Annotated in this window: 19 protein-coding genes and 1 pseudogene; 8 read left to right on the top strand and 12 right to left on the bottom strand. The window is 63.1% G+C overall.

All coding sequences use genetic code 11. From position 1 onward, the window contains the following. Positions 1-659 precede the first annotated feature (659 nt). Positions 660-1,769: an alkene reductase gene (locus tag ACI48D_RS17855; protein ID WP_435572586.1), complete on the top strand. Its 1,110-nt coding sequence runs from the start codon at positions 660-662 to the stop codon at positions 1,767-1,769. Positions 1,770-1,903: 134 nt separating this feature from the next. Here ACI48D_RS17855 and ACI48D_RS17850 read toward each other — a convergent pair whose 3' ends face one another. Beyond that, positions 1,904-2,194, bottom strand: coding sequence for a hypothetical protein (locus tag ACI48D_RS17850; RefSeq protein WP_435572585.1), 291 nt, complete (start codon positions 2,192-2,194; stop codon positions 1,904-1,906). A gap of 232 nt (positions 2,195-2,426) precedes the next feature. Between ACI48D_RS17850 and ACI48D_RS17845 the strand changes: the two genes are divergently transcribed. Further along, positions 2,427-2,675 carry a hypothetical protein gene (locus tag ACI48D_RS17845; RefSeq protein WP_435572584.1) on the top strand — a complete coding sequence of 83 codons (249 nt, stop codon included), beginning with the start codon at positions 2,427-2,429 and terminating at the stop codon, positions 2,673-2,675. A gap of 156 nt (positions 2,676-2,831) precedes the next feature. Here ACI48D_RS17845 and ACI48D_RS17840 read toward each other — a convergent pair whose 3' ends face one another. The 3 genes and pseudogenes from ACI48D_RS17840 to ACI48D_RS17830 form a co-directional block, all read right to left on the bottom strand. Beyond that, the gene (locus ACI48D_RS17840; protein WP_435572592.1) at positions 2,832-3,134 is read right to left on the bottom strand and encodes a penicillin-binding transpeptidase domain-containing protein; all 303 of its coding nucleotides are present in this window, start codon (positions 3,132-3,134) and stop codon (positions 2,832-2,834) included. Positions 3,135-3,141: 7 nt separating this feature from the next. Further along, positions 3,142-3,393: pseudogene (locus tag ACI48D_RS17835) on the bottom strand (helix-turn-helix domain-containing protein); the annotation flags it as partial. An 88-nt stretch (positions 3,394-3,481) separates the two neighbouring features. Continuing rightward, complete coding sequence (locus ACI48D_RS17830) at positions 3,482-4,849, bottom strand: amino acid permease (protein ID WP_435572583.1); 1,368 nt, start codon at positions 4,847-4,849, stop codon at positions 3,482-3,484. Positions 4,850-5,040: 191 nt separating this feature from the next. Between ACI48D_RS17830 and ACI48D_RS17825 the strand changes: the two genes are divergently transcribed. After that, the gene (locus tag ACI48D_RS17825; protein WP_435572582.1) at positions 5,041-7,344 is read left to right on the top strand and encodes a TonB-dependent receptor domain-containing protein; all 2,304 of its coding nucleotides are present in this window, start codon (positions 5,041-5,043) and stop codon (positions 7,342-7,344) included. 15 nt (positions 7,345-7,359) lie between these two features. Here the strand turns inward: ACI48D_RS17825 and ACI48D_RS17820 are convergent, their stop codons facing one another. The 7 genes from ACI48D_RS17820 to ACI48D_RS17790 all read right to left on the bottom strand — a co-directional run bounded on the left by ACI48D_RS17820 (position 7,360) and on the right by ACI48D_RS17790 (position 13,089). Then, positions 7,360-8,055 carry an MBL fold metallo-hydrolase gene (locus tag ACI48D_RS17820; RefSeq protein WP_435572581.1) on the bottom strand — a complete coding sequence of 232 codons (696 nt, stop codon included), beginning with the start codon at positions 8,053-8,055 and terminating at the stop codon, positions 7,360-7,362. A gap of 74 nt (positions 8,056-8,129) precedes the next feature. Further along, entirely contained in the window at positions 8,130-9,668 is a 1,539-nt protein-coding gene (locus ACI48D_RS17815; protein WP_435572580.1) for an FAD-dependent monooxygenase, read from the bottom strand. Next, entirely contained in the window at positions 9,665-10,120 is a 456-nt protein-coding gene (locus ACI48D_RS17810; RefSeq protein WP_435572579.1) for a DUF6691 family protein, read from the bottom strand. The genes ACI48D_RS17815 and ACI48D_RS17810 overlap by 4 nt, the downstream gene beginning before the upstream one ends. 13 nt (positions 10,121-10,133) lie before the next feature. Next, positions 10,134-10,565: a YeeE/YedE family protein gene (locus ACI48D_RS17805; RefSeq protein WP_435572578.1), complete on the bottom strand. Its 432-nt coding sequence runs from the start codon at positions 10,563-10,565 to the stop codon at positions 10,134-10,136. Further along, a complete protein-coding gene (locus ACI48D_RS17800) occupies positions 10,562-10,900 on the bottom strand; it encodes an ArsR/SmtB family transcription factor (protein WP_435572577.1) in 339 nt (112 codons plus the stop codon). Before ACI48D_RS17800 ends, ACI48D_RS17805 begins: the two co-directional genes overlap by 4 nt. A 39-nt stretch (positions 10,901-10,939) precedes the next feature. Beyond that, a complete protein-coding gene (locus ACI48D_RS17795) occupies positions 10,940-11,725 on the bottom strand; it encodes an OBAP family protein (RefSeq protein WP_435572576.1) in 786 nt (261 codons plus the stop codon). Between the two features lie 53 nt (positions 11,726-11,778). Continuing rightward, a complete protein-coding gene (locus ACI48D_RS17790) occupies positions 11,779-13,089 on the bottom strand; it encodes a hemolysin family protein (RefSeq protein ID WP_435572575.1) in 1,311 nt (436 codons plus the stop codon). Between the two features lie 581 nt (positions 13,090-13,670). Between ACI48D_RS17790 and ACI48D_RS17785 the strand changes: the two genes are divergently transcribed. The 3 genes from ACI48D_RS17785 to ACI48D_RS17775 all read left to right on the top strand — a co-directional run bounded on the left by ACI48D_RS17785 (position 13,671) and on the right by ACI48D_RS17775 (position 16,428). Further along, positions 13,671-14,684 (top strand): PQQ-binding-like beta-propeller repeat protein, encoded by a 1,014-nt coding sequence (locus tag ACI48D_RS17785; RefSeq protein ID WP_435572574.1) that lies wholly within the window; start codon positions 13,671-13,673, stop codon positions 14,682-14,684. 32 nt (positions 14,685-14,716) lie between these two features. Continuing rightward, complete coding sequence (locus ACI48D_RS17780) at positions 14,717-15,487, top strand: COG4705 family protein (protein WP_435572573.1); 771 nt, start codon at positions 14,717-14,719, stop codon at positions 15,485-15,487. A gap of 776 nt (positions 15,488-16,263) precedes the next feature. After that, positions 16,264-16,428: a hypothetical protein gene (locus ACI48D_RS17775; RefSeq protein ID WP_435572572.1), complete on the top strand. Its 165-nt coding sequence runs from the start codon at positions 16,264-16,266 to the stop codon at positions 16,426-16,428. Positions 16,429-16,732: 304 nt separating this feature from the next. On the opposite strand, the gene hmgA is transcribed toward ACI48D_RS17775, so the two are convergent. Continuing rightward, positions 16,733-18,013: a homogentisate 1,2-dioxygenase gene (gene hmgA, locus ACI48D_RS17770; protein ID WP_435572591.1), complete on the bottom strand. Its 1,281-nt coding sequence runs from the start codon at positions 18,011-18,013 to the stop codon at positions 16,733-16,735. Positions 18,014-18,157: 144 nt separating this feature from the next. On the opposite strand from hmgA, the gene ACI48D_RS17765 reads away from it, so the two are divergent. Together ACI48D_RS17765 and hppD are read left to right on the top strand one after the other, a co-directional pair. Beyond that, positions 18,158-19,063 (top strand): LysR family transcriptional regulator, encoded by a 906-nt coding sequence (locus tag ACI48D_RS17765; RefSeq protein WP_435572571.1) that lies wholly within the window; start codon positions 18,158-18,160, stop codon positions 19,061-19,063. 31 nt (positions 19,064-19,094) lie between these two features. Next, entirely contained in the window at positions 19,095-20,198 is a 1,104-nt protein-coding gene (gene hppD / locus ACI48D_RS17760) for a 4-hydroxyphenylpyruvate dioxygenase (protein ID WP_435572570.1), read from the top strand. The last annotated feature ends 61 nt before the right edge of the window (positions 20,199-20,259 follow it).

Raw genomic sequence — 20,259 nt, 5'->3', positions numbered from 1 at the left:
GGCGTCGGAAAAACTCGTTTGCTTCATCGGTGATGCTGGAAAGATGGGATGCATCATTGTGCCAGTTGCGCCGGCGGCCGGGGGAGCTCGGCGATTAAATCAGCGCTTCCCTAAGCGAAAAGTAGTGGCGACCATTGGAACCCGAATGGCGGTCCAATCCGCACCGCGGCTATGTTTATCTCGAGCATCAGCGCGTGATCAAAGGCATTTTGTGGTGCCTGCGCAGGGGCGAGCGCTGGGTAAGATCGCGCCGCGCTACGGACCTTAGCAGACTTGTTACGATTGCTTTCTGACTGGTCGCGCATGGCATCTGCGTCGAGGAGGTTCTCCAGCGCATGGCGCAGGTGGTCGATCGAAAAAACACCAGCGACCGCTCCCTACAAGCCGATGGCGGACAACTTCGAGACCTCGCTTGCGTTCCAGGCAGAGCGTGCCCTTGTTTTCGAGGGAGCAGCGAGCCAAACGGTTATACCGAATCGGTGCTGCACAAGTTCCGGCTCGAGTTGAAGGCGCAGTAATCGGTACCCGGATCCGGTCACACTGGCACCGAGCTGCATCGGGACTATGGCGTGCGTTCCGAATACATGGAAGATGTTAGGGTGGGCGGTACAGCCCGCAGGGGCTTGCACTGCCCGTCCGCTTTTTCGAGGAGGAGTTCCATGTCAACGAACACGTCGCAAGAAGTCGATCTGTTTTCGCCTTATACGTTCGGGCCGCTCCAGATGAGGAACCGGATAGTCATGGCGCCGTTGACCCGCAGCCGTGCCGAGAAAGGTAACGTGCCGTCCAGCATGGCGGTCACCTACTATCGACAGCGTGCCACGGCTGGGCTCATCATTACCGAAGCGACCCAGGCGTCGGCAGGTGGCCAGGGGTATATCTCGACCCCGGGCGTACATAGCCAGGAACAGGTCCAGCGCTGGAAGGAAATCACGGACGCGGTCCATGAAGAAGGCGGACTCATCTTTGTGCAACTGTGGCATGTGGGACGGATTTCTCATCCGGTATTCCGCAATGGCCAGCAACCTGTCGCGCCATCGCCGATCGCCCCTCGCGGGGTACAGACCTACACCACCGACGGTTTCCAGGATATCCCTGCACCGCGGGCGCTCGAGACTTCCGAAATCCCCGGGATCGTTGAGGAATTCAGGCAAGCAGCATTGAACGCGAAGGCCGCGGGGTTTGATGGTGCCGAAATCCACGGTGCGAACGGCTATCTGCTCGACCAGTTCCTCGAGGATGGAACGAACCAGCGCACGGACCAATATGGTGGCAGCGTGGAAAACCGGGCTAGGCTACTGTTCGAGGTGATTGCTGCCGTCGGTAGCGTCTGGGACAGCGACCGGGTCGGCGTGCGCTTGTCACCCGGCGGCAGTTTCAACGATATGTGCGACAGCCACCCGCAGCAGACCTTCAGTCACGTCGTACAGCGCTTGGCCGACCTCAATCTGGCTTACCTGCACCTGGTCGAGCCGCCGCCATCCCAAGGCGAGCATCCGGTGCCGGACCTGAGCGCGCGATATTTCCGTCAGTTTTATCCGGGTACGATTATCGTCGCTGGCGGCTACACGTTGGAAAGGGGGAATCAGGTCCTTCGAGAAGGCTTTGCCGACCTTGTCGCTTTCGGCCAGCTGTTCATTGCCAATCCAGACCTGGTCGAACGGTTCCGCCGCAATGCGCCGTTCAATCCACCCGATCGTGACAGTTTTTATGGCGGCACGGACAAGGGGTATGTCGATTACCCGGCGCTTCCGGCAAGTGGTGCGTGAAGTCGGCAAGAGCCGTCCGTCGAAGCAAAAAATGCCCCGACTTCCGAAGTAAAAATGCTACTTGCTGACAGCGGTACACGGTGGGGGTGCGGGGTTGAGCATCCGAGTTCGATCCAGCGCAGATATTTAGCTGCTCATTGAAACGAGATCGCCGAAGGCTCCGCGACATCGACATGGGGTAGTTTCTTGCCATGAAGCGTGGCTAAGCTTGCTAGGACGTAAATTAGTGTATCAAACGGCGCAGGTTTAGGAAGGTACTGCGTCAACCCAGCGTTTGCCGTCTCAGCCTCAATTCCAACCCAGTAAAAACTCGTCAGTGCAACGATAGGAGTATCGTTCACTTGTTGTATCGACTTCAACTGCTGAGCTATCTCAAAGCCACCTACGGGCAAATTTTCATCTTGTATGGTTTCCAACTGGGACATTTTGTCCCAATGTATGGAAATTGCTTTTAAGTAGAATGGTTCATAGCGTACAGCAACACCATCCTTGCATGGCAGTTGCTGACGTTTTCTCCTCTCTCATCTTCATTCGTCAGAAAATCCTCAGGCGTGGTTTCGATGGTTTGAACAAAAAATGAAGTTGCTGAAGTAGCGTTGTGAGGTAGTGCTCCTCACGATAGATAGTGTCAAGTAATAGTCTGGAAATACTCAAATCATGGAATGGATCCCTATAGTCTTCGTTGCGTTCAAGCTTCTCGTGTTAGGCACGGGCATGTTTTTCGCCATCAAGTGGCATTACGATCAAGGAAAGAAGAAGACGAAGATGGAGAGGGAGGAGGAGAAGCGTGCGGTGCTTCGCGCCGGCGGCAAGGTGGCCGCAGTCTTCATGCTGTCGCTCCTGGCCCTGAGCCTCGTCACCTTCGTCCTTGCCAGGATGCTCGATTTGGACTTGACCTTCCCATGACACGTCCTTGGGTTGGGAATCATCTGTCCGGATGAGCCGTGCAAATAGCAGTGTGCATCCTGCTTTCGATGCCCAGCCGACGTAGCAGCCCCAGCCGCTCGACTGCGCCAGTTTTGCCGTGCAGCTTCCATCCGTCCAGAATTGATCCGAATTCCGTCAGTTTTCGGTCATGGCAAAGGCGTGTTCGCTCACGCCGAGCCGGCGCTTGACAAGTCTGGTCAAGAAGGATACTTGCTCCATTGGAGAGATTTGCAACGACGAGCCGATCCAGGATAGCGTCAGTGCGTCATGTTTCTGATCGCTATTGACGTCAGTATTTCCATATTCGAACTTGCGCGTGTAGTCGGCGAAGCGTTCTCTGCCCAGCGATTGCGTAAGCTGCTGCGAAAACCAGACGACCGAATCCTTCATCCATTTGGTCGGATCGGTCGGATGAAGCCAGGACTCGCGCCAATCGATATATCCTGACTGTCGACGGCGCTTTTTTGAGCGTAGCAGCGATGGATCGAATGGACTGTCCCAATGCTACGGCACGCGATATTTTTTCACGCTCAGCCAGCGTAGCGCTAGTCGAGAGCGGCATCGTCGCGCTGGGCATATTCCGCCTGTTTCGGCCAAACAGCCGGGCAATCTTTCGAAGCGAATCGCCTTGCCTCCATCGCTCCCACATCAGTGCCTTCCAACTGCCCGTGCAATAGATGCGTGGTCTCTGCTTCATGGGAACACTCCTCCATATGTCTTGGAGTGTTGCGTTCATCACGCAGCGACCCGTTCCCGAGAACACGACGGGCTGTTCCCCAAGCGCCTCAGGAATTACCGGCCACCGCCACCCCGCGCCGCTGGCGTACCGCGAAACCAATACCCAGCACTCCCAACCAGACCGGAATCAACCACACCGACACCCGCATCTCCGGCGTCAAATACATAATCACCAGGATCCCCGCCAAAAATGCCAGGCAAAGCCAGTTCGTCAGCGGATAGAAAGGGCTGCCGAAAACGGGTTTGGAACCCTGAGCCGCCTTGGCGGCCCGGAACCGAAGGTGACTCCAGCTGATCATCGCCCAGTTGATCATCATCCCGGCAACGGCCAGGCCCATCAGCATGCCCAGCGCCTTGCCCGGCAGGGCGTAGTTGACCGCCACGCAGATGAGGGTCGCCACCGCGGACACGCCCAGCGACACCAGCGGTACGCCGCGCTGGTTCACCTTCAGCAGCGCACGGGGAGCGTGGCCCTGGGTGGCCAGGCCGTACAGCATGCGGCTGTTCGAGTACACGCAGCTGTTGTAGACCGAGACGGCGGCGGTCAGCACCACCAGATTCAGCACGTGCGCGACCGCGCCAGCGTCGAGCGCCTTGAAAATCAAGACGAACGGGCTGGCGCCGGGCTTGATCTGGTCCCAGGGGTAGAGCGAGAGCAGCACCGCCAGCGAGCCGACGTAGAACACCAGGATGCGCCACAGCGCCTGGTTGGTGGCCTTCGGGATCGAATGCGAGGGATTGTCCGCTTCGGCCGCCGTGATGCCGATGACTTCCAGGCCGCCGAAGGAGAACATCAGCACCGCCATCGACATCACCAGGCCTTCGATGCCGTGGGCGAAGAAGCCGCCGTGCTGCCACAGGTTGGCCACGCTCGCCTGCGGGCCGGCGCCGCCGGAGAGCAGCAGGAATATGCCGTACAGGATCATGGCGACGATGGCGACCACCTTGATGACCGCGAACCAGAATTCCGTTTCGCCGAAGGCGCGCACATTGAACATGCTGATGGCGTTGGCGAACACGAAGCAGCCGAGGGCCGACACCCAGGTGGGAATCTCCGGGAACCAGTACTGCACGTAGATGCCGACCGCGGACAGCTCGGCCATGCTGACGAGCACATACAGCACCCAGTAGTTCCAGCCCGTCAGGAAGCCGGCGAAGCGGCCGCAGTATTTATCCGCGAAATGGCTAAACGAGCCAGCCACCGGTTCGTCGACCATCATCTCGCTGAGCTGGCGCATGATCAGGAAGGCGACCAGGCCGGCCACCGCGTAGCCCAGCAGGACCGACGGGCCGGCCATGCTGACGGTCTGCGCCACCCCGAGGAACAGGCCGGTGCCGATCGCGCCGCCGAGGGCGATCAGCTGGATGTGCCGGCTCTTCAGGCCGCGCTTGAGGTGATGTTCGTGGAGCGCCATCGGATCCCGTCTTTGATATTGCTTGAAAGACAGGGATGATAATCGATGCGCGCGGCGTGGAGTAGAGATTCGCGGATCGGCGCAAGCGCTCCCTTGTATTGACATGTGCAAAGAGTTGTAAGTCTCGGCAACTTTCTCTGCCGTTCAGGTATTCTTCCCGCTCCATTCGTCCCGCAACCACGAACAACAAGATGAAGCACTTCCCACGCAAGCGCGCACCTTACCTTGCCCTCGGCCTGGCCCTGTGCGACCTGGTCGCCCTGCGTCCCGCGCTGGCGCAGACGGCGCAAGGCACGCAGGCCGGCGCCGCCGCTTCGGGCCAGAGCACAAGCGGCGGCAAGGTGCAATCCGTTAACGTGGTCGGCGAACGCCAGACCAACCGCATCGACCGCCAGGTCTACGACGTCAAGGGCGACGTCAGCAGCACCAACGGCACCGCCGCCGACGCGCTGAACAACGTGCCTTCGGTGTCGGTCGATCCGGACGGCACAGTGTCGCTGCGCGGCAGTACCAACGTCCAGATCCTGGTCGACGGCAAGCCCTCGGCCATGCTGCAGGGCGATAACCGCGGCCCGGCGCTGCAGGCGATGCCGTCCGAGGATATCGATTCGATCGAGGTCATCAACAACCCCGGCGCCGAATTCGGCAACGAGGGCGGCGGCGGCCCGATCCTGAACCTGGTGATGAAGCGTTCGCGCCGTCCGGGCGGCTTCGGCGTGCTCAATGCTAACTACGGCACGGCGGGGCGCTACAACTCGGCGCTGAATGGCCAGTACAATACCGGCCGCTGGGGCGTGCAGGGCGGTGTCAACGTGCGCCACGACGGGCGCGACTCGACCACCGACTCCGAGCGCGACCGCGCCGATCCGCGCACCGGCGTGGTCCAGCATTCGACCCAGACGGGCAGCAGCACGGGCCTGAACGACAGCGCCGGCCTGCGCGGTCAGCTGACTTACAACCTCGGCGACGACGATACGCTGGAGGCGAACGTCGGCTACCTGAAGCGCACCAACGACAGCCGGGGCATGGATCACTACGTGGTGGCGAACGGCGGCACGCCGTTCAGCGACTACATCCGCAGCCGCAAGACCACCGGCGACAACAGCAATTCGACCTGGGGCGCGCGCTGGGACCACAAGGGCGGGAAGCTGGGCGAACTGTTCCGCATGGACCTGCGCGTCTCGGACAGCGACAACAGCTCCGAAGCCCGCTACGCCAACCAGTACCTGATCGCCCCGCGCCGCATCGACCCGAGCCAGCCCTTCTCGAACACCGAGGCGGACAGCCTGCAGGACAACGCCAGCAAGGTCAGGATCGTCGACTACACCGGCGACTACGAGCGGCCCCTCGACAGCGGCGCGACCCTGAAGCTTGGCTACAAGATCATCGACACCGACAGCCGGATCGATACCCGCTACTTCAACTTCGACCCGGTGACCGCCGCGGCGGTGGCGAACATGCGCCGCACCAACGCGTTCGAGGTCGATGAGCGCGACGCCGCGCTGTACGGGTCCTACCAGTGGAAGCTCAATGAGCGCTGGGGCGCGCTGGTCGGCCTGCGCACCGAACACACGCACATGGACCTGGACCAGGCGGATAGCGGCTTGAACGCCACCAACAGCTACCTGAACTGGATCCCGAGCGCCTTCGCGACCTACAAGCTGGATCCGACGACCAACCTGCGCTTCGCCTATGCCCACCGGATCCGGCGCGCCACCGGGCAGCAGCTGAATCCCTTCGTCATCTACCAGAACGAGTTCAACGAATCGAGCGGCAATCCGAAGCTCAAGCCGGTGCAGACCGATTCCTTCGAGATCGGCTACGAGACCAAGGCCGGCAAGCTCGATGCCAACCTGCGCGCCTACTACCGCGCCGACCGCGACATGATCCGCAGCCGCCAGACGGTGGTGAACGACACGATCCTGCTGACGACCCTGGAGAACGGCGGCAGCAACCGTGCCGGCGGCCTGGAATTCACGCTGAGCGGGAAGATCACGCCGAAGTTCTCGATCAACACCAGCGGCAACCTGGCGTTCACCGAGCAGCAGCAGATCGACATCCTGGGCGGCGAGTACAAGCGCAGCGCCACGTCGCTGAGCGTGCGCGGGCGCTTCAACTACGAGCTGACGCCGCAGGACCACCTGCAGCTGATGATCAATGCGCAGGGCAGGACCCTGGCCGGCGCCGGCTACCGCGAGCCGACCTCGACGCTGAACCTGAGCTACCGCCGTGCCATCACGCCGGCGCTGAACCTGGTGTTCAACGTGACCGATGTGTTGCGTTCGCAGAAGGTCGAGACGATTACCGATACCGTCTCGCTGAAGGAGCACACGCTGCGCAACAGTGCCGGGCGCATCGCCTACATCGGCCTGTCGTACCGCTTTGGTGGGGTGCAGGGCGGCGGCCAGCGCCAGGGCAGGGAGGGCCGCGAAGGCCGCGGCCAGGGTGGCGAAGGCTGGCGTGGTGGACCGCCGCCGGGCGGCCCGGGCATGTAAGCCCGGCCGCCCGCGTCAGACGCCGTGGGGCAGGCCGAGGTTGCGGTTGGCCGGCACGGCGACGTCGATCAGCTGCGGCTTCGGCAGATTCAGGTGCTCCATCAGCTCGATGAAATCGGCGCGCGTCCGGTTCGCCACGCGCGCGTTGTGGCGTTTTTCCCAGCCGATGGTCGACACCTGCTGGCCCTTGTAGTCATGGCAGGGCCAGACCCGCGTTTCCTCCGCGAGCGCGAACAGCCTGCCCGTAATGCTGTCGTACAGCGCCTCCGCGCTGCCGCCCTGGAAATCGGTGCGCCCGCAGCCGTCGATCAGGAGGGCGTCGCCGGTGAACACGTTGTTCCGCCAGACGTAGGACATGCTGCCGGCCGTGTGTCCCGGCGTGTGGATGACCGCAATCGTTTCCCCTTTGCCGAAACGGATGGTGTCGCCATCGCGCAGCTGCAGCTCGGCGGGTGGAACCCCGCAGCCGCTCGGCACCGCGGTCCTGGCGCCGGTCCGCTCGTGCAGGCGCCCGGCCGAGGTCACGTGGTCGGCATGCACATGGGTCTCCAGGACGTAGGCCAGGTGCAGGCCGAGGCGTTCGATATGCGCCAGGTCACGTTCCAGGTGATGGTCGACCGGGTCGATGATCACGGCTTCCTTGTCGTCAGGGCCGGTAAGGATGTAGGTAAAGGTCGACGAGACGGGGTCGAACAGCTGGATCGGGTTCATGAAATGTCTATACAGGTAGCATCAAGTTGGATAGTGCCATGACGGGATACCTTAAGCAACCGTCGCCCGGACGATCAGCCGAAGCGCTGGTAGCCGATCTCATGGAAGTAACGCTGCAGCGCTTCCGGCTTGCCCGTCGCCTCGGCCAGCGCCACATAGCCGTCCGGCCGTACCAGGTAAGCCGCGTCGCGTGCCAGCCCGGCGCGCTCGTGCGCGCGTTCCCAGCCGAACACATGGAGCGGCAGTCGCACGCGGTGACACCAGTTTTCGAGCGGGTCGCCGGTGGCGCCGTACACGTGCACCTGCCAGTCGATCGTACCGGTCGGCGCGTAGTTGTCGACCGTTGCACCGGCCGCCCATGGCAGGCGGTCGCCGCCCTTGACCTTGCCGGCCGCGCCGCTGCTCAGCGGGCTGCCGTGGTAGTTCAGCATGCATTGGGACACCAGCCGGAACATGAACTCCCGCACCGCATCGACGGTATACGCGGCGCTGACGAACGATGGCGCGATCCGGGTGCGCACGAAATTCGCAAAGCTGCTTTCGGCGCTGACGAAGGTGAACACGCGGTCGGTGGTCTCGACCAGGGTGCGCGCGAAGGCCATGCGCTCGGCCTCGTAGCTGTCGAGCAGGCGGTCGGAGGCGTCGCCGTGCAGCACCGCCTTCAGTTTCCAGGCCAGGTTGATGGCGTCGCCGATTCCGGTGTTCATGCCCTGGCCGCCGGCCGGGCTGTGGATGTGGGCGGCGTCGCCGAGCAGGAACACGCGCCCGTGGCGGAAGTGGTCGCTGAGCCGGTGGTGCACCTTGTAGGTCGAGAACCAGTTCACCTGCCTGACCTCGACGCCGAGGCCGTGGATGGCGCGTTCGCCGACGTCGTCGAAGGTCAAGGGGCGGTTCGGATCGACGCGGTCTTCGCGGATGCTGCCGATCAGGCGCGCCTGGCCGTCAGCGGTGTACGAGAACAGGGCGAGGAAGTCGGCGTCGTCCAGCGACAGGTGGATCTGGCCGTCGGCGGCCGGTCCGCCGGCGATCACGTCGGCCACGTAGAACAGCTGGTCGTAGGTGCCGCCCTCGAAGCCTGCACCGAGTACATGCCGGACCGGGGAATGGGCGCCGTCGCAGCCGGCCAGCCAGCGCGCCTCGCAGGTATCGATGCCGTCCGGCCCGCGCAGGGTCGCGCGCACGTGGTCCGCATGCTGTTCGAAGCCGGCCAGCTCGGTCTCGCGCTCGACCGTGACGCCCATCTGTTCGAGGCGCTCGATCAGCACGCGTTCGTGCCGGTCCTGCGGAAAGACCAGGATGAAGGGGTAGGGCGTCAAGTCGGCGCCGGCGTCGCCGAAGGTGATGTGGGCGCGCCGCTTGCCGCGCACCCACAGGTTGATGCCGGGATTGGGCATGCCGGCCTCGATCACCTCGGCGGCCAGGCCGAGCTGGCGGTACAGCTCCAGCGTGCGCGCGTGAACGACCACGGCGCGCGAGGTGATGCCGGGCCCCGGCGCCTTGTCGACGATGCGCACGCCCACGCCCTGGCGTGTCAGCCACAGGGCCAGCACCAGGCCGGTCGGGCCGGCGCCGGCGATCAGGACGTCGTCGCGCTTCGTGGGGCTTTGCTTCATGGCGCCTCCGTCGCGGCGTGCGGACGCGCCGATCGCCAGGCGGCGATGCGCTCGACCGCTTCGAACACGACCATCCCGGCGATCATCGACGCCACGAACAGCAGCGTCGGCCAGCCGCCCACGCCCAGGCTGGTCAGCGCCGGACCGGGGCAATAGCCGACCAGGCCCCAGCCGACCCCGAAGATCGCGCTGCCCAGCACCAGGCGGGCATCGACGCGGGCCGCGCCGGGAATATGGATGGCGCCGCCGAACACGGTGCGGGCGCGCGCACCGCCGACGCGGAAGGCGATCGCCGCCACCAGGATCGCGCCCAGCATCACGAAGCCGAGCGACGGGTCCCACTGGCCGGCGACGTCGAGGAAGGCCAGCACCTTGGCCGGATTGCTCATCCCCGAAAGGATCAGGCCGCAGCCGAACAGCAGGCCGGCGAGGAAGGCGGTGATCATGTGCATGGCATGCGCTCCTTCACGCCAGCACGTGGCGAACGACGTACACGGTGCCGAAGCCCGCCAGCATGAAACACAGCGTCGCCACCAGCGAGCGCGGCGACAGCCGGGCGATGCCGCACACGCCGTGGCCGCTGGTACAGCCGTTACCGAAGCGGGTGCCGAGGCCGACCAGCAGGCCGGCGCCGGCCAGCAGCGCGGGCGCGTGGTCGATCTGGGCCGGCGGCATGGCCTGCAATGCCAGCCAGCCGAGCGGCGCCGCGAGCAGGCCGAGCAGGAAGGCCAGGCGCCAGCCGATGTCGCCGCGCGCCGGGCGCAGCAGCCCGCCGGCGATGCCGCTGATGCCGGCGATGCGGCCGTTGGCGAGTAGCAGCACGGCGGCGCCGAGCCCGATCAGCAGGCCGCCGGCAAGCGAGGCCAGCGGGGTGAAGTGGATCCAGTCGATGTTCATGCGGCTTCCTCCTGGGTGCAATACAGCCGGTACAGCAAGCGCAACACGGCCAGGGCTTCCTCGCTGGCGATGCTGTAATAGATCTGCTTGCCGTCGCGGCGGGTGGCGACCAGGCCCTCCTGGCGCAGCACGCCCAACTGCTGGGACAGCGACGGCTGGCGCAGGTCGAGCACGTTTTCCAGTTCGCCGACCCGCTGTTCGCCCAGCGTCAGCTGGCAGAGCAGGAGCAGGCGGTCCGGATTGGCGAGCGCCTTCAGCAGCCCGCCGGCGCGGGTGGCGGCCGCGCGCATGGCGACCGGATCGAGGCCGGGCGGAGTTCGGAGATCGTCTTTCATGATCTCAGTATATTCGGCGATATTCTATATTTCAATAGACTATTGTTGAGTCCGGCTCTCGCGCACGCCCGGAATCTCCTGCGTCGGGCGTTCGAACTTGCCCTTCAGGTCGTCCACGCCCGACTGCGGCCTGGCGAACTGGCGCAGGTCGGCGCGCTTCTTGCGCTTGTCCGCCGTGTCGGTCTTCATGCGGGTGTCGCGCGCTTCCTCCAGGCCGGGCAGCAGCTCGCCGTCGCGGTTGAAGGACCAGGCCAGCATGGCCGGGCCGAGCGGCAGGCTGTCGCCGTGCTTGCCGTTCGCACCCGTGTTCCAGACGTGCCAGGTCTTGCCGTAGCTGTTCATCTTCTTCTTCATGAGCGCATGCTCGGCGGCGTCCGGGATGCCGGGCGCGACCAGTTGGCCGCTCAGGATCTCGCCGTTGTGCGGGTGCCAGAAGCGGCGCTCCTCCTCGGGCAGGGTGTTGAACAGCTTTTCCGAGATGATGTATTCGATGCCGTTCAGGTTGGCGGTGGCCGTGTTGCCGTCGAACAGGGCGCACTGGGCCAGGTCTTCGTTGACCTGATGGCAGAAATGATGGGCCTCGACCTGCTGTTCGGGCCGGTCCTTCATCGGGTGGAAGCCGTTCAGGTAGACGTCGAACTTCGCCAGCGGCGCGTTGTGCTGTAGGACCCTGGCGCCGGCTTCCAGGGCGCGGGTCTTGGGTGCCTTGGCCTCGCCGAGGGGCGCCACCTGCGGCTTCGCTTCCTGGGCGGATGCCGCTATGGCGATTGCCGACATGGCGATTGCAGCCCCTGCGGCTGCTGCGACGCGCTTGCTGAAGTCCATGGGATCTCCTCGTAAGTTCAACAGTAGACCGGGGGCGGGCCGGGCGGTTCCGTTCAGCCCGAAGCCGCGCCGCCCGGCAGCACCAGCAGGCGGTCGATGCGGTTGCCGTCCATGTCGACCACCTCGAACTGCCAGCCGCCCCAGTCCAGGCGCTCGCCGGGCTTCGGGATGTAGCCGAGCTGGTAGAGGATGAAGCCGGCCAGCGTGTGGTAGGCGTCCGATTCCTCGTCGGGGAAGGCGAAGGTGGCGCCGGTGAGGTAGCGGAAGCGGTCCAGGACCATGCCGCCGTCCATGAACCAGCTGCCGTCCTCGCGGCGGACGGCGTCGGGAGCTTCCTCGTCCTCCACCGCCGGCACTTCGCCGACCAGCGCGGTCATGACGTCGGTGAGCGTGATCATGCCCTGGATATCGCCGTACTCGTCGACCACCATGGCCAGCTCGGCGTGGTTCACCTTGAGCTGCTCGAGCAGGTCGATGGCGCTGACCGACTCCGGCACGTACAGCGGCTCGTCGAGTTCGGCCTCGATGTCGATCTCCTGCAGCGCGCCCTTGCGGATCGCCTGGCGGAACAGGTCGCGCGCGTTGACGATGCCCAGCACCTGGGAGCGGTCGCCGCGGTAGACCGGGAAGCGCGCATACGGCCGCTCGGCGATGTGCTCGAGGTTCTTGTCCAGCGGCTCGGCCAGGTCGAGGTATTCGAGGTCGACGCGCGGCGTCATCAGGGCGCGCAGGTGCCAGTCGTCGAGGCGCAGGGCGCGCGCGGCGATGTCGTATTCGGCACGCTCGAACACGCCGGCGTCGGTGCTCTCGCGGATCATGCCGGTGACTTCTTCCTCGGTCGGCGTCTCGTCCTTGTGGTGGCGCATGCCGAGCAGGCGCATGATGAAGTCGGTGGTCAGGGACAGCAGCTGCACGAAGGGGTGCATCAGGCGCGACAGTCCCTTCATGGGCCGGGCGATCCGGCTTGCGAGCAATTCGGGATACAGGATGGCGATGCGTTTGGGCACCAGCTCGCCCAGCACGATGGAGGCGAAGGTGATGCCGACCACCACCACGGTCAGCGCCGCCGGGCGCGCATACGCCTCGGGGACGCCGATGGCGATCAGGCTGGGAATCAGGCGCGCCACCAGCGAGGCTTCGCCGAAGGCGCCGTTGAAGATGCCGATCAGGGTGATGCCGACCTGGACGGTGGACAAGAAACGGCTGGGATCCTCGGCCAGGGCAATTGCGGCCGGGGCGCCGGTGCTGCCGTGGGCCGCCATTTTTTCCAGCCGCAGGCGCTTGGCCGAGACCACGGCCAGTTCCGACATCGCGAAGATGCCGTTGAGCAAAATAAGGGCGAAAATGATGATGATATCGGCCATGCGGGTCTCGTCAGTTGTCAGCCTGATCATCGCATGGCGGCAGTCGTGCGCCAACGGGCGCACGATTCGCTGGGCGTACGGACGACTGATCCCGGGTTGCCGTTCCCGGTTGTGTGTCCGTATTCCAGTGCTGAACCGCAAGATGATCAGATCTGGAACCGTAAAGCGAACCGTGCGTTATTTACCCAAGGCAGTGTCGTATTAAGTGCGGAGTCTTTTCAGCAAGCGCCCGCCGGTTCCTCACAGTAATTTATCATTGTCTGCATCTGGCCGGTTGCGGCCCTACTGTAGCGTCCGCTTTCGACCCATCGCGGTCATTCAACAGTAGAACTAAATCGTGACATTTAAAAATTTTTCGATCATTTATTTTCCGGCAATACCGCTCGGTGGCCATAGCTAATGGCTCTTGATAACTTCTAGTCCTTCCCGTTAAGCAGCACGTTCTCTACCAAACGCTGCACGTATGCTCTGTTACATCACAGCCGCGTCGCCATAATCGCGCCTCATGCATAATCTAGTGCAGATCGAACCAATCGCCCCTGAAGGCCCAGCCAATGTCATTACGCCCCAAAACTTTCGCCTTGAACATTCTCCTGTTTACAGCAATGTGTGCCGGTATCGGTTTGGCACCGACCGTTAATGCGGCCGACAGTAGCTACCGCGTCGTGGCACGCCAGGTGTTGAGTGGGCCCGTGCGTTGGGACTACTTGGCAGTCGACAGTGCTAAACACCATGTATTCCTCACCAGGGGCGATCACGTCGACGTGTTCGATGCGGCAACGAAATCGATCATCGGGACAATCGGCAACACTGCGGGCGTGCACGGCGTTGCCATTGCTGGCGAACTCAATCGAGGCTATACCAGTAATGGCGCAGCCGACTCGGTCACAGTGTTCGACCTGACGACGTTGATGCAAATCGCCACCGTCCCAGTGGGTGGTAAGCCCGATTCGATCGTGTACGACCCGGCCAGCAAGCGGGTGTTTGTGGCAAACGCGAAGGACAAGACACTGAGCGTCATCGATTCAGTGACCAATCGGATGATCAAGTCGATTGCGCTCACCGGAACGCCCGAAACAGCGGTAGTCAATGCAAAAGGTCAGTTATTCGTTGCCCTCGAAGACAAGAATGCCATCGCCATGGTCGACACGGCGACGATGACGGTCGTGCGCCAATACGACATCAGGGAATCGTGCGAAGAGCCGGCGGGCCTGGCAATCGATGCCGCCACTGACCATCTTTTTGCCGGCTGCCACAATGCAAAAATGACGGTGGTCGATGGCCGCACCGGCAAAGTGCTCGCCACACCCGGCATTGGCAAAGGAAACGACGCGACCGCCTATGATCCGGTACGCAAGCGGGTATTCGCTTCCAACGGTGAAGGAACTCTGACCGTGATCGACGGCGCGGCGCCGTTTGGCGTACTGCAAAACCTGCCTACCATGGCACGCGGTCGCACGATGGCGCTTGATACGGTCTCGCATCAGCTATTTATCGTTTCAGCTGAATTAGCGCCAGAATCGACAATTCCTGCTAAGGGCCGCCCGGCACTGAAACCGGACACCTTCACGCTGCTGACAGTGACGTCTGAATAATTTGTCAGCGTCGCTCACATCGAAAAGAAAAAATGCAATCTACAACTCGAACCACATTGGGCAAAGTCCCAGAACTCACGGTGCTTTTCTGGATCATCAAGATTGTCGCGACTACGCTAGGAGAAACAGCTGGCGATGCGGTCACGATGTCCATGAACCTGGGCTACCTGATCGGGACCGCCATTTTTTTGGCCATCTTCCTTATCGCAGTCGCTGCGCAGATCCGCGCTACGAAGTTTCACGCGCCGCTGTTCTGGTTCGTGATCGTCGCCACGACGACAGCTGGTACGACGCTCGCCGACTTCTTCGATCGTTCGCTGGGCATTGGTTACGCCGGCGGTGCGACTGTCCTGGCACTGCTTCTTGCGGGCGCGCTGCTGTGGTGGCGCAAGGCGCTCGGCTCGGTGTCGATCAATCGAATCGATTCGCGGAAGGCTGAAGTCTTCTACTGGATGACCATCATGTTTTCGCAGACGCTCGGCACCGCACTGGGAGACTGGTTCGCCGATCCCGAAAAGGGTCTTGGACTGGGCTACCAGGGCAGCGCCCTGGTGTTTGCAGGTGGCCTGACGGTCATCGCCGCGCTGTATTTCTGGACGAAGACATCGCGCACAGCCCTTTTCTGGGCCGCGTTCATTCTCACTCGACCATTAGGCGCCGCAGTTGGCGACTTTCTCGACAAGCCGGTAGCCAGTGGTGGCCTGGCAATGAGCCGCTACTCTGCAAGCGCATGCCTGGCGCTCTTCATCATCGCCAGCATTGTGCTGGTTCGTCAGCGCGCAGAAGCGATAGAGTCGAAGTGAAATGTTGCATGTTGCACACCTTGGTAAGTGTCGCAGTCTACCTTATACCGTAGGACGTCTCCGCCATTCCTTTTACGCCCTTTACCAGATGTTGAAAGGTCTGCTCTTGGCCGGTTGCGGTCCCACGGCTGTGGTTGCCTGCGCTCAAAGCGGAGCTGAAGCCTAGCGAGCGCAGTCGGGAAATTTCGGTTTCGTACCTGGCGGCACGTTACATTGCCTAATGGTGCCAGAGACGTTTTCGATGACTCGTGATTCTCCTACCTTCAAAGAGAACTCAGAAACGAATTCGTTCGTGCACAGAAGTACAGGATAACCGTTCTTTACTGGGCCATCGGTGCATGTAGATGAGTACAGGAGCATCGCGCACTCGCCCGATGGGCTGCTATCACACCGGAATGTAGCGGTGGTTTTCTTGATAAGCGGGGCTGATGCGGCCTGAGCAAAAACAAGGGAACTGCTTGCGATGACAGTCAGCGAAAATAGTAGGGATGCCGCTTTAAGGTTTGATTTCATGTTCTTTTTCCCACAATGAATCCGCCAGTCTAGCAGTACGTAAGCAGAGAAAACCCGCAAATTGTCATGAAGGTTCAATGCCCGTTCCTAGCCGAACCCGGCCGTTCGTGCCAGCACAGCACCTTGTCCAAGTGGAAAGTTCACTGGTTGTCACGACCGGCAGCTGTCGACCCAAAGCAATGGGATGGACCTCCTCTCCCTGAGGGCACGTAAGTACCAAACTGGAGTTTCCACACTACCGGTTTAGGAACAAGGAGTCCGTCATGAAGCTTATCCGTGTCGGGGTCGACTTGGCAAAGAATGTCTTTCAGGTGCATGGTGTAGACCGGACCGAGAAAGCGGTATGGCGACGCAAGCGCGCCCGGGGCGAGTGGATCAAAGCACTGCTCGACAGAATCGAGCCTAGCTGTGAAATCGGAGGCGTGTAGCGGGGCGCATCATTGGGCTCGACTGCTGCAGGCACTCGAAGGAAAGAGCGGCTCCCGCGCGAATCTTCTTGTAAATAACAAGCAAGCGAAAACACGGAAAGCGGTAACGTCCAAAATCGCCGTCCCAGCCACAGCATGGCCTTTTCCCACCGGATCCAGGCCCACCGGGGAAAAGAAGACGCCGCCAAAAGCTGCCGAACCGCGCGGGAAGGGAAAAAGTAAATCAGGACGGCTGAAAACCGTGGTCGCCCCTGCAGCCTGGCCTTTCCCCACTTCGAGCAGGCCGTAGGCGACAGGAACGCCATCAAGGCCGCCGCGGGTCGAAGTGCTTGCCGATGCCGGCCCAGCAGTCCTGGTAGTTGGCCTGCAATTGCGGCGAATCCAGCGCGTACGGTGTGGCGGCGATCGGGGTGCGGGTCTCGAACATGAAGGCCATCGTGTCGCTCACCTTGTGCGGCTTGCGGGTGTCGGCGCTGCTGGCCTTGTCGAAGGTGGCGGCGTCCGGGCCGTGGCCGCTCATGCAGTTGTGCAGGCTGGCGCCGCCCGGCACGAAGCCCTCGGCCTTGGCGTCGTAGGCGCCGTGGATCAGGCCCATGAATTCGCTGGCCACGTTGCGGTGGAACCAGGGCGGGCGGAAAGTGTCTTCGGCGGCGAGCCAGCGCGGCGGGAAGATCACGAAATCGAGGTCGTCCACGCCCGGCACGCTGGTGGGCGCGTGCAGCACCAGGAAGATCGACGGGTCCGGGTGGTCGTAGCTGATCGAGCCGATGGTGTTGAAGTAGCGCAGGTCGTATTTATAGGGCGCATAGTTGCCGTGCCAGGCCACCACGTCCAGCGGCGAGTGCGCGATCGGGGCGGACCACAGGCGGCCGCCGAACTTCGCCAGCAGTTCGAACTCGCCTTCGACGTCTTCGTAGCGCGCCACCGGGCTCAGGAAATCGCGCGGATTGGCCAGGCCGTTCGAGCCGATCGGGCCCAGGTCCGGCAGGCGCAGCAGGGCGCCGAAGTTCTCGCAGATATAGCCGCGGGCGGCGCCGTCGGGCAGGTCGACCGCAAAGCGCACGCCACGCGGGATCACGGCGATCTGCTGCGGCTCGACCTCCAGCAGGCCAAGTTCGGTCGCGATCGCCAGCCGGCCCTGCTGCGGCACGACCAGCAGCTCGCCGTCGGCGGAATAGAAATAGCGGCCCGTCATCGGACGGTTGGCGGCGTACAGGTGGATCGCGCAGCCGGCCATCGCGCCTGGCGAGCCGTTGCCGGCCATGGTCACCCAGCCGTCGATGAAGTCGGTGGGCGCGTCGGGAATCGGCAGCGGGCTCCAGCGCATCTGATTCGGCGAGGGTGCCAGGCGCTCGAAGCCGGCGGCGATGCGGCTCTGTTCGATGGGGGCGAAGGCGCCGTGCATCGCCGCCGGACGGATCCGGTACAGCCAGGAACGGCGGTTGTGGCCCCGCGGGGCGGTGAAGGCGGTGCCGGAGATCTGCTCGGCGTACAGGCCGTAGGCCACCCGCTGCGGCGAGTTGCGGTGCGCCGGCAGGGCGCCGGGCAGGGCTTCGGTGGCGAATTCGTTGCCGAAGCCGCTCATGTATCCGTGGGTCAAGAAAATCTCCTGGAAGGATCGTGGCAGATGTGAGGTGCTGTTTTCGTCACTCTAGAGGAGGAAAGACGATTTTACGAGGTGAATATAAAAATGTAGACTATTTACGCCATCAATAACACTATCGAGCGCATGATCGAACCGTCTAGCATCGACCTGAACCTGTTGTCCGTGTTCCAGGAGGTCTACCGTGAACGCCAGATTTCCGGCGCGGCGCGGCGCCTCGGCCTGACCCAGTCCGCCGTCAGCAATGCGCTGGCGCGCCTGCGCCGTACTTTCGGCGACGAATTGTTCGTGCGCACCGCGCACGGCATGCAGCCGACCCCGCTGGCGCAGCAGATGGCCGAGCCGATCGGCGCCGCGATGGCCCAGGTCGCGCTGGCGCTGAGCCAGCGCAGCCGTTTCGAGCCAAGCACCAGCCTGCGCCGCTTCACGCTGGCCATGACCGACGTCGGCGAGGTCTACTTCATGCCGGTGCTGATCGAACGCTGCCGGGCGCTGGCGCCGGGCGTGGAGATCGCATCGCGGCGCGCGAACCCGTTGAGCCTGAAGGACGACATGGAGACGGGCAGGGTGGACCTGGCGATCGGCGCCTTCGAGGAGGTGTCGGAAGCCCTGTACCAGCGCCAGCTGTTCCGGCAGCCCTTCGTGAGCATGTTCCGCAAGGGGCATCCGCTGGGGACCGGCAGCGTGGACCTGGCGCGCTTCGTGCAGGCGACGCACCTGATCGTGGACGCGGCCCAGAGCCCCTACGACCGGATCAACGCGCTGCTCGACAAGGCCGGGGTCACGGCCCAGGCCCGGTTCCGGGTGCCGCATTTCACCGCGGTGCCCTACATCGTCGCCAGCGCGGACCTGGTGGTGACGGTGCCGCAGAAGCTTGCAGAGAGCGCAGCGGCACCATTCGGATTGAAGTGGATCGAACCGCCGCTGCAGCTGCCGACCTTGCAGACCAACGTCTTCTGGCACCGGCGCTTCAACCACGATCCCGGCATCCAGTGGCTGCGCGGGCTGATTGCGGACGTGTTCTCCGAGTAGCACATAACCAAACGAGATAGAGGATAAGACAATGGCTGACCTGTTTGAGAATCCGATGGGCCTGATGGGCTTCGAGTTCGTGGAATTCGCTTCGCCCACGCCGGGCCTGCTCGAACCCATCTTCGAGAAGCTGGGCTTCACCAGGGTGGCCGTGCACCGCTCGAAGGACGTGGTGCTGTACCGCCAGGGCGAGATCAACTTCATCGTCAACAACGAGCCGAAGAGCGCGGCCGCCTATTTCGCCGCCGAGCACGGCCCGTCGGCCTGCGGCATGGCGTTCCGCGTCAAGGATTCGCACAAGGCCTATGCGCGCGCGCTGGAACTGGGTGCCATCCCGATGGAAATCCCGACCGGCCCGATGGAGCTGCGGCTGCCGGCCATCAAGGGCATCGGCGGCGCGCCGCTGTACCTGATCGACCGTTTCGACGATGGGGAAACGGTCGGCAAGTCGATCTATGACATCGACTTCGAATTCATCGACGGCGCCCCCCGCAATCCGAAGGGCCACGGCCTGCGGATCATCGACCACCTGACCCACAACGTCTACCGCGGCCGCATGGCCTACTGGGCCGGCTTCTACGAGAAGCTGTTCAACTTCCGCGAGATCCGCTACTTCGACATCCAGGGCGAGTACACCGGCCTGACCTCGAAGGCGATGACCGCGCCGGACGGCAAGATCCGGATTCCCTTGAATGAAGAAAGCCAGAGCGGCGGCGGCCAGATCGAGGAATTCCTGCTGCGCTTCAACGGTGAAGGCATCCAGCATATCGCCCTGCTGACCGACGACATCTTCGCCACCGTCGACGGCCTGCGCGCCGCCGGCATCCCGCTGATGGCGGCGCCGCCGGAAACCTATTACGAGATGCTGGAAGGGCGCCTGCCGGGCCACGGCGAAGCCGTCGGCGCCCTGAAGGCGCGCGGCCTGCTGGTCGATGGAAAAGTCGAGGGCGAAGGCGAGCAGAAGAGCAAGCGCCTGCTGCTGCAGATCTTCTCGGAAAACCAGCTCGGCCCGGTGTTCTTCGAATTCATCCAGCGCAAGGGCGACGAAGGCTTCGGCGAGGGCAACTTCAAGGCCCTGTTCGAGTCGATGGAGCGCGACCAGCTCAAGCGTGGGGCGCTGAAAACCGCCGCATGAGACCGTCGTTCCCGCGCAGGCGGGAACCTCAGTTCTGCGTGCGTTTCGATCAGGCCGGCAA

It is taken from the genome of Massilia sp. LXY-6, assembly GCF_051233485.1.
GTDB lineage: Bacteria > Pseudomonadota > Gammaproteobacteria > Burkholderiales > Burkholderiaceae_D > Telluria.
Note: the sequence above shows the minus strand (reverse complement) of the source record. Positions and strands in the feature narration are given on the sequence as shown.

Excerpts from the sequence above, each read along its gene's own strand:
- ACI48D_RS17855 (WP_435572586.1), top strand. The coding sequence starts at position 660 with ATGTCAACGAACACGTCGCAAGAAGTCGATCTGTTTTCGCCTTATACG.
- ACI48D_RS17850 (WP_435572585.1), bottom strand. The coding sequence starts at position 2,194 with ATGTCCCAGTTGGAAACCATACAAGATGAAAATTTGCCCGTAGGTGGC.
- ACI48D_RS17845 (WP_435572584.1), top strand. The coding sequence starts at position 2,427 with ATGGAATGGATCCCTATAGTCTTCGTTGCGTTCAAGCTTCTCGTGTTA.
- ACI48D_RS17830 (WP_435572583.1), bottom strand. The coding sequence starts at position 4,849 with ATGGCGCTCCACGAACATCACCTCAAGCGCGGCCTGAAGAGCCGGCAC.
- ACI48D_RS17825 (WP_435572582.1), top strand. The coding sequence starts at position 5,041 with ATGAAGCACTTCCCACGCAAGCGCGCACCTTACCTTGCCCTCGGCCTG.
- ACI48D_RS17820 (WP_435572581.1), bottom strand. The coding sequence starts at position 8,055 with ATGAACCCGATCCAGCTGTTCGACCCCGTCTCGTCGACCTTTACCTAC.
- ACI48D_RS17815 (WP_435572580.1), bottom strand. The coding sequence starts at position 9,668 with ATGAAGCAAAGCCCCACGAAGCGCGACGACGTCCTGATCGCCGGCGCC.
- ACI48D_RS17810 (WP_435572579.1), bottom strand. The coding sequence starts at position 10,120 with ATGCACATGATCACCGCCTTCCTCGCCGGCCTGCTGTTCGGCTGCGGC.
- ACI48D_RS17805 (WP_435572578.1), bottom strand. The coding sequence starts at position 10,565 with ATGAACATCGACTGGATCCACTTCACCCCGCTGGCCTCGCTTGCCGGC.
- ACI48D_RS17800 (WP_435572577.1), bottom strand. The coding sequence starts at position 10,900 with ATGAAAGACGATCTCCGAACTCCGCCCGGCCTCGATCCGGTCGCCATG.
- ACI48D_RS17795 (WP_435572576.1), bottom strand. The coding sequence starts at position 11,725 with ATGGACTTCAGCAAGCGCGTCGCAGCAGCCGCAGGGGCTGCAATCGCC.
- ACI48D_RS17790 (WP_435572575.1), bottom strand. The coding sequence starts at position 13,089 with ATGGCCGATATCATCATCATTTTCGCCCTTATTTTGCTCAACGGCATC.
- ACI48D_RS17780 (WP_435572573.1), top strand. The coding sequence starts at position 14,717 with ATGCAATCTACAACTCGAACCACATTGGGCAAAGTCCCAGAACTCACG.
- ACI48D_RS17775 (WP_435572572.1), top strand. The coding sequence starts at position 16,264 with ATGAAGCTTATCCGTGTCGGGGTCGACTTGGCAAAGAATGTCTTTCAG.
- hmgA (WP_435572591.1), bottom strand. The coding sequence starts at position 18,013 with ATGAGCGGCTTCGGCAACGAATTCGCCACCGAAGCCCTGCCCGGCGCC.
- ACI48D_RS17765 (WP_435572571.1), top strand. The coding sequence starts at position 18,158 with ATGATCGAACCGTCTAGCATCGACCTGAACCTGTTGTCCGTGTTCCAG.
- hppD (WP_435572570.1), top strand. The coding sequence starts at position 19,095 with ATGGCTGACCTGTTTGAGAATCCGATGGGCCTGATGGGCTTCGAGTTC.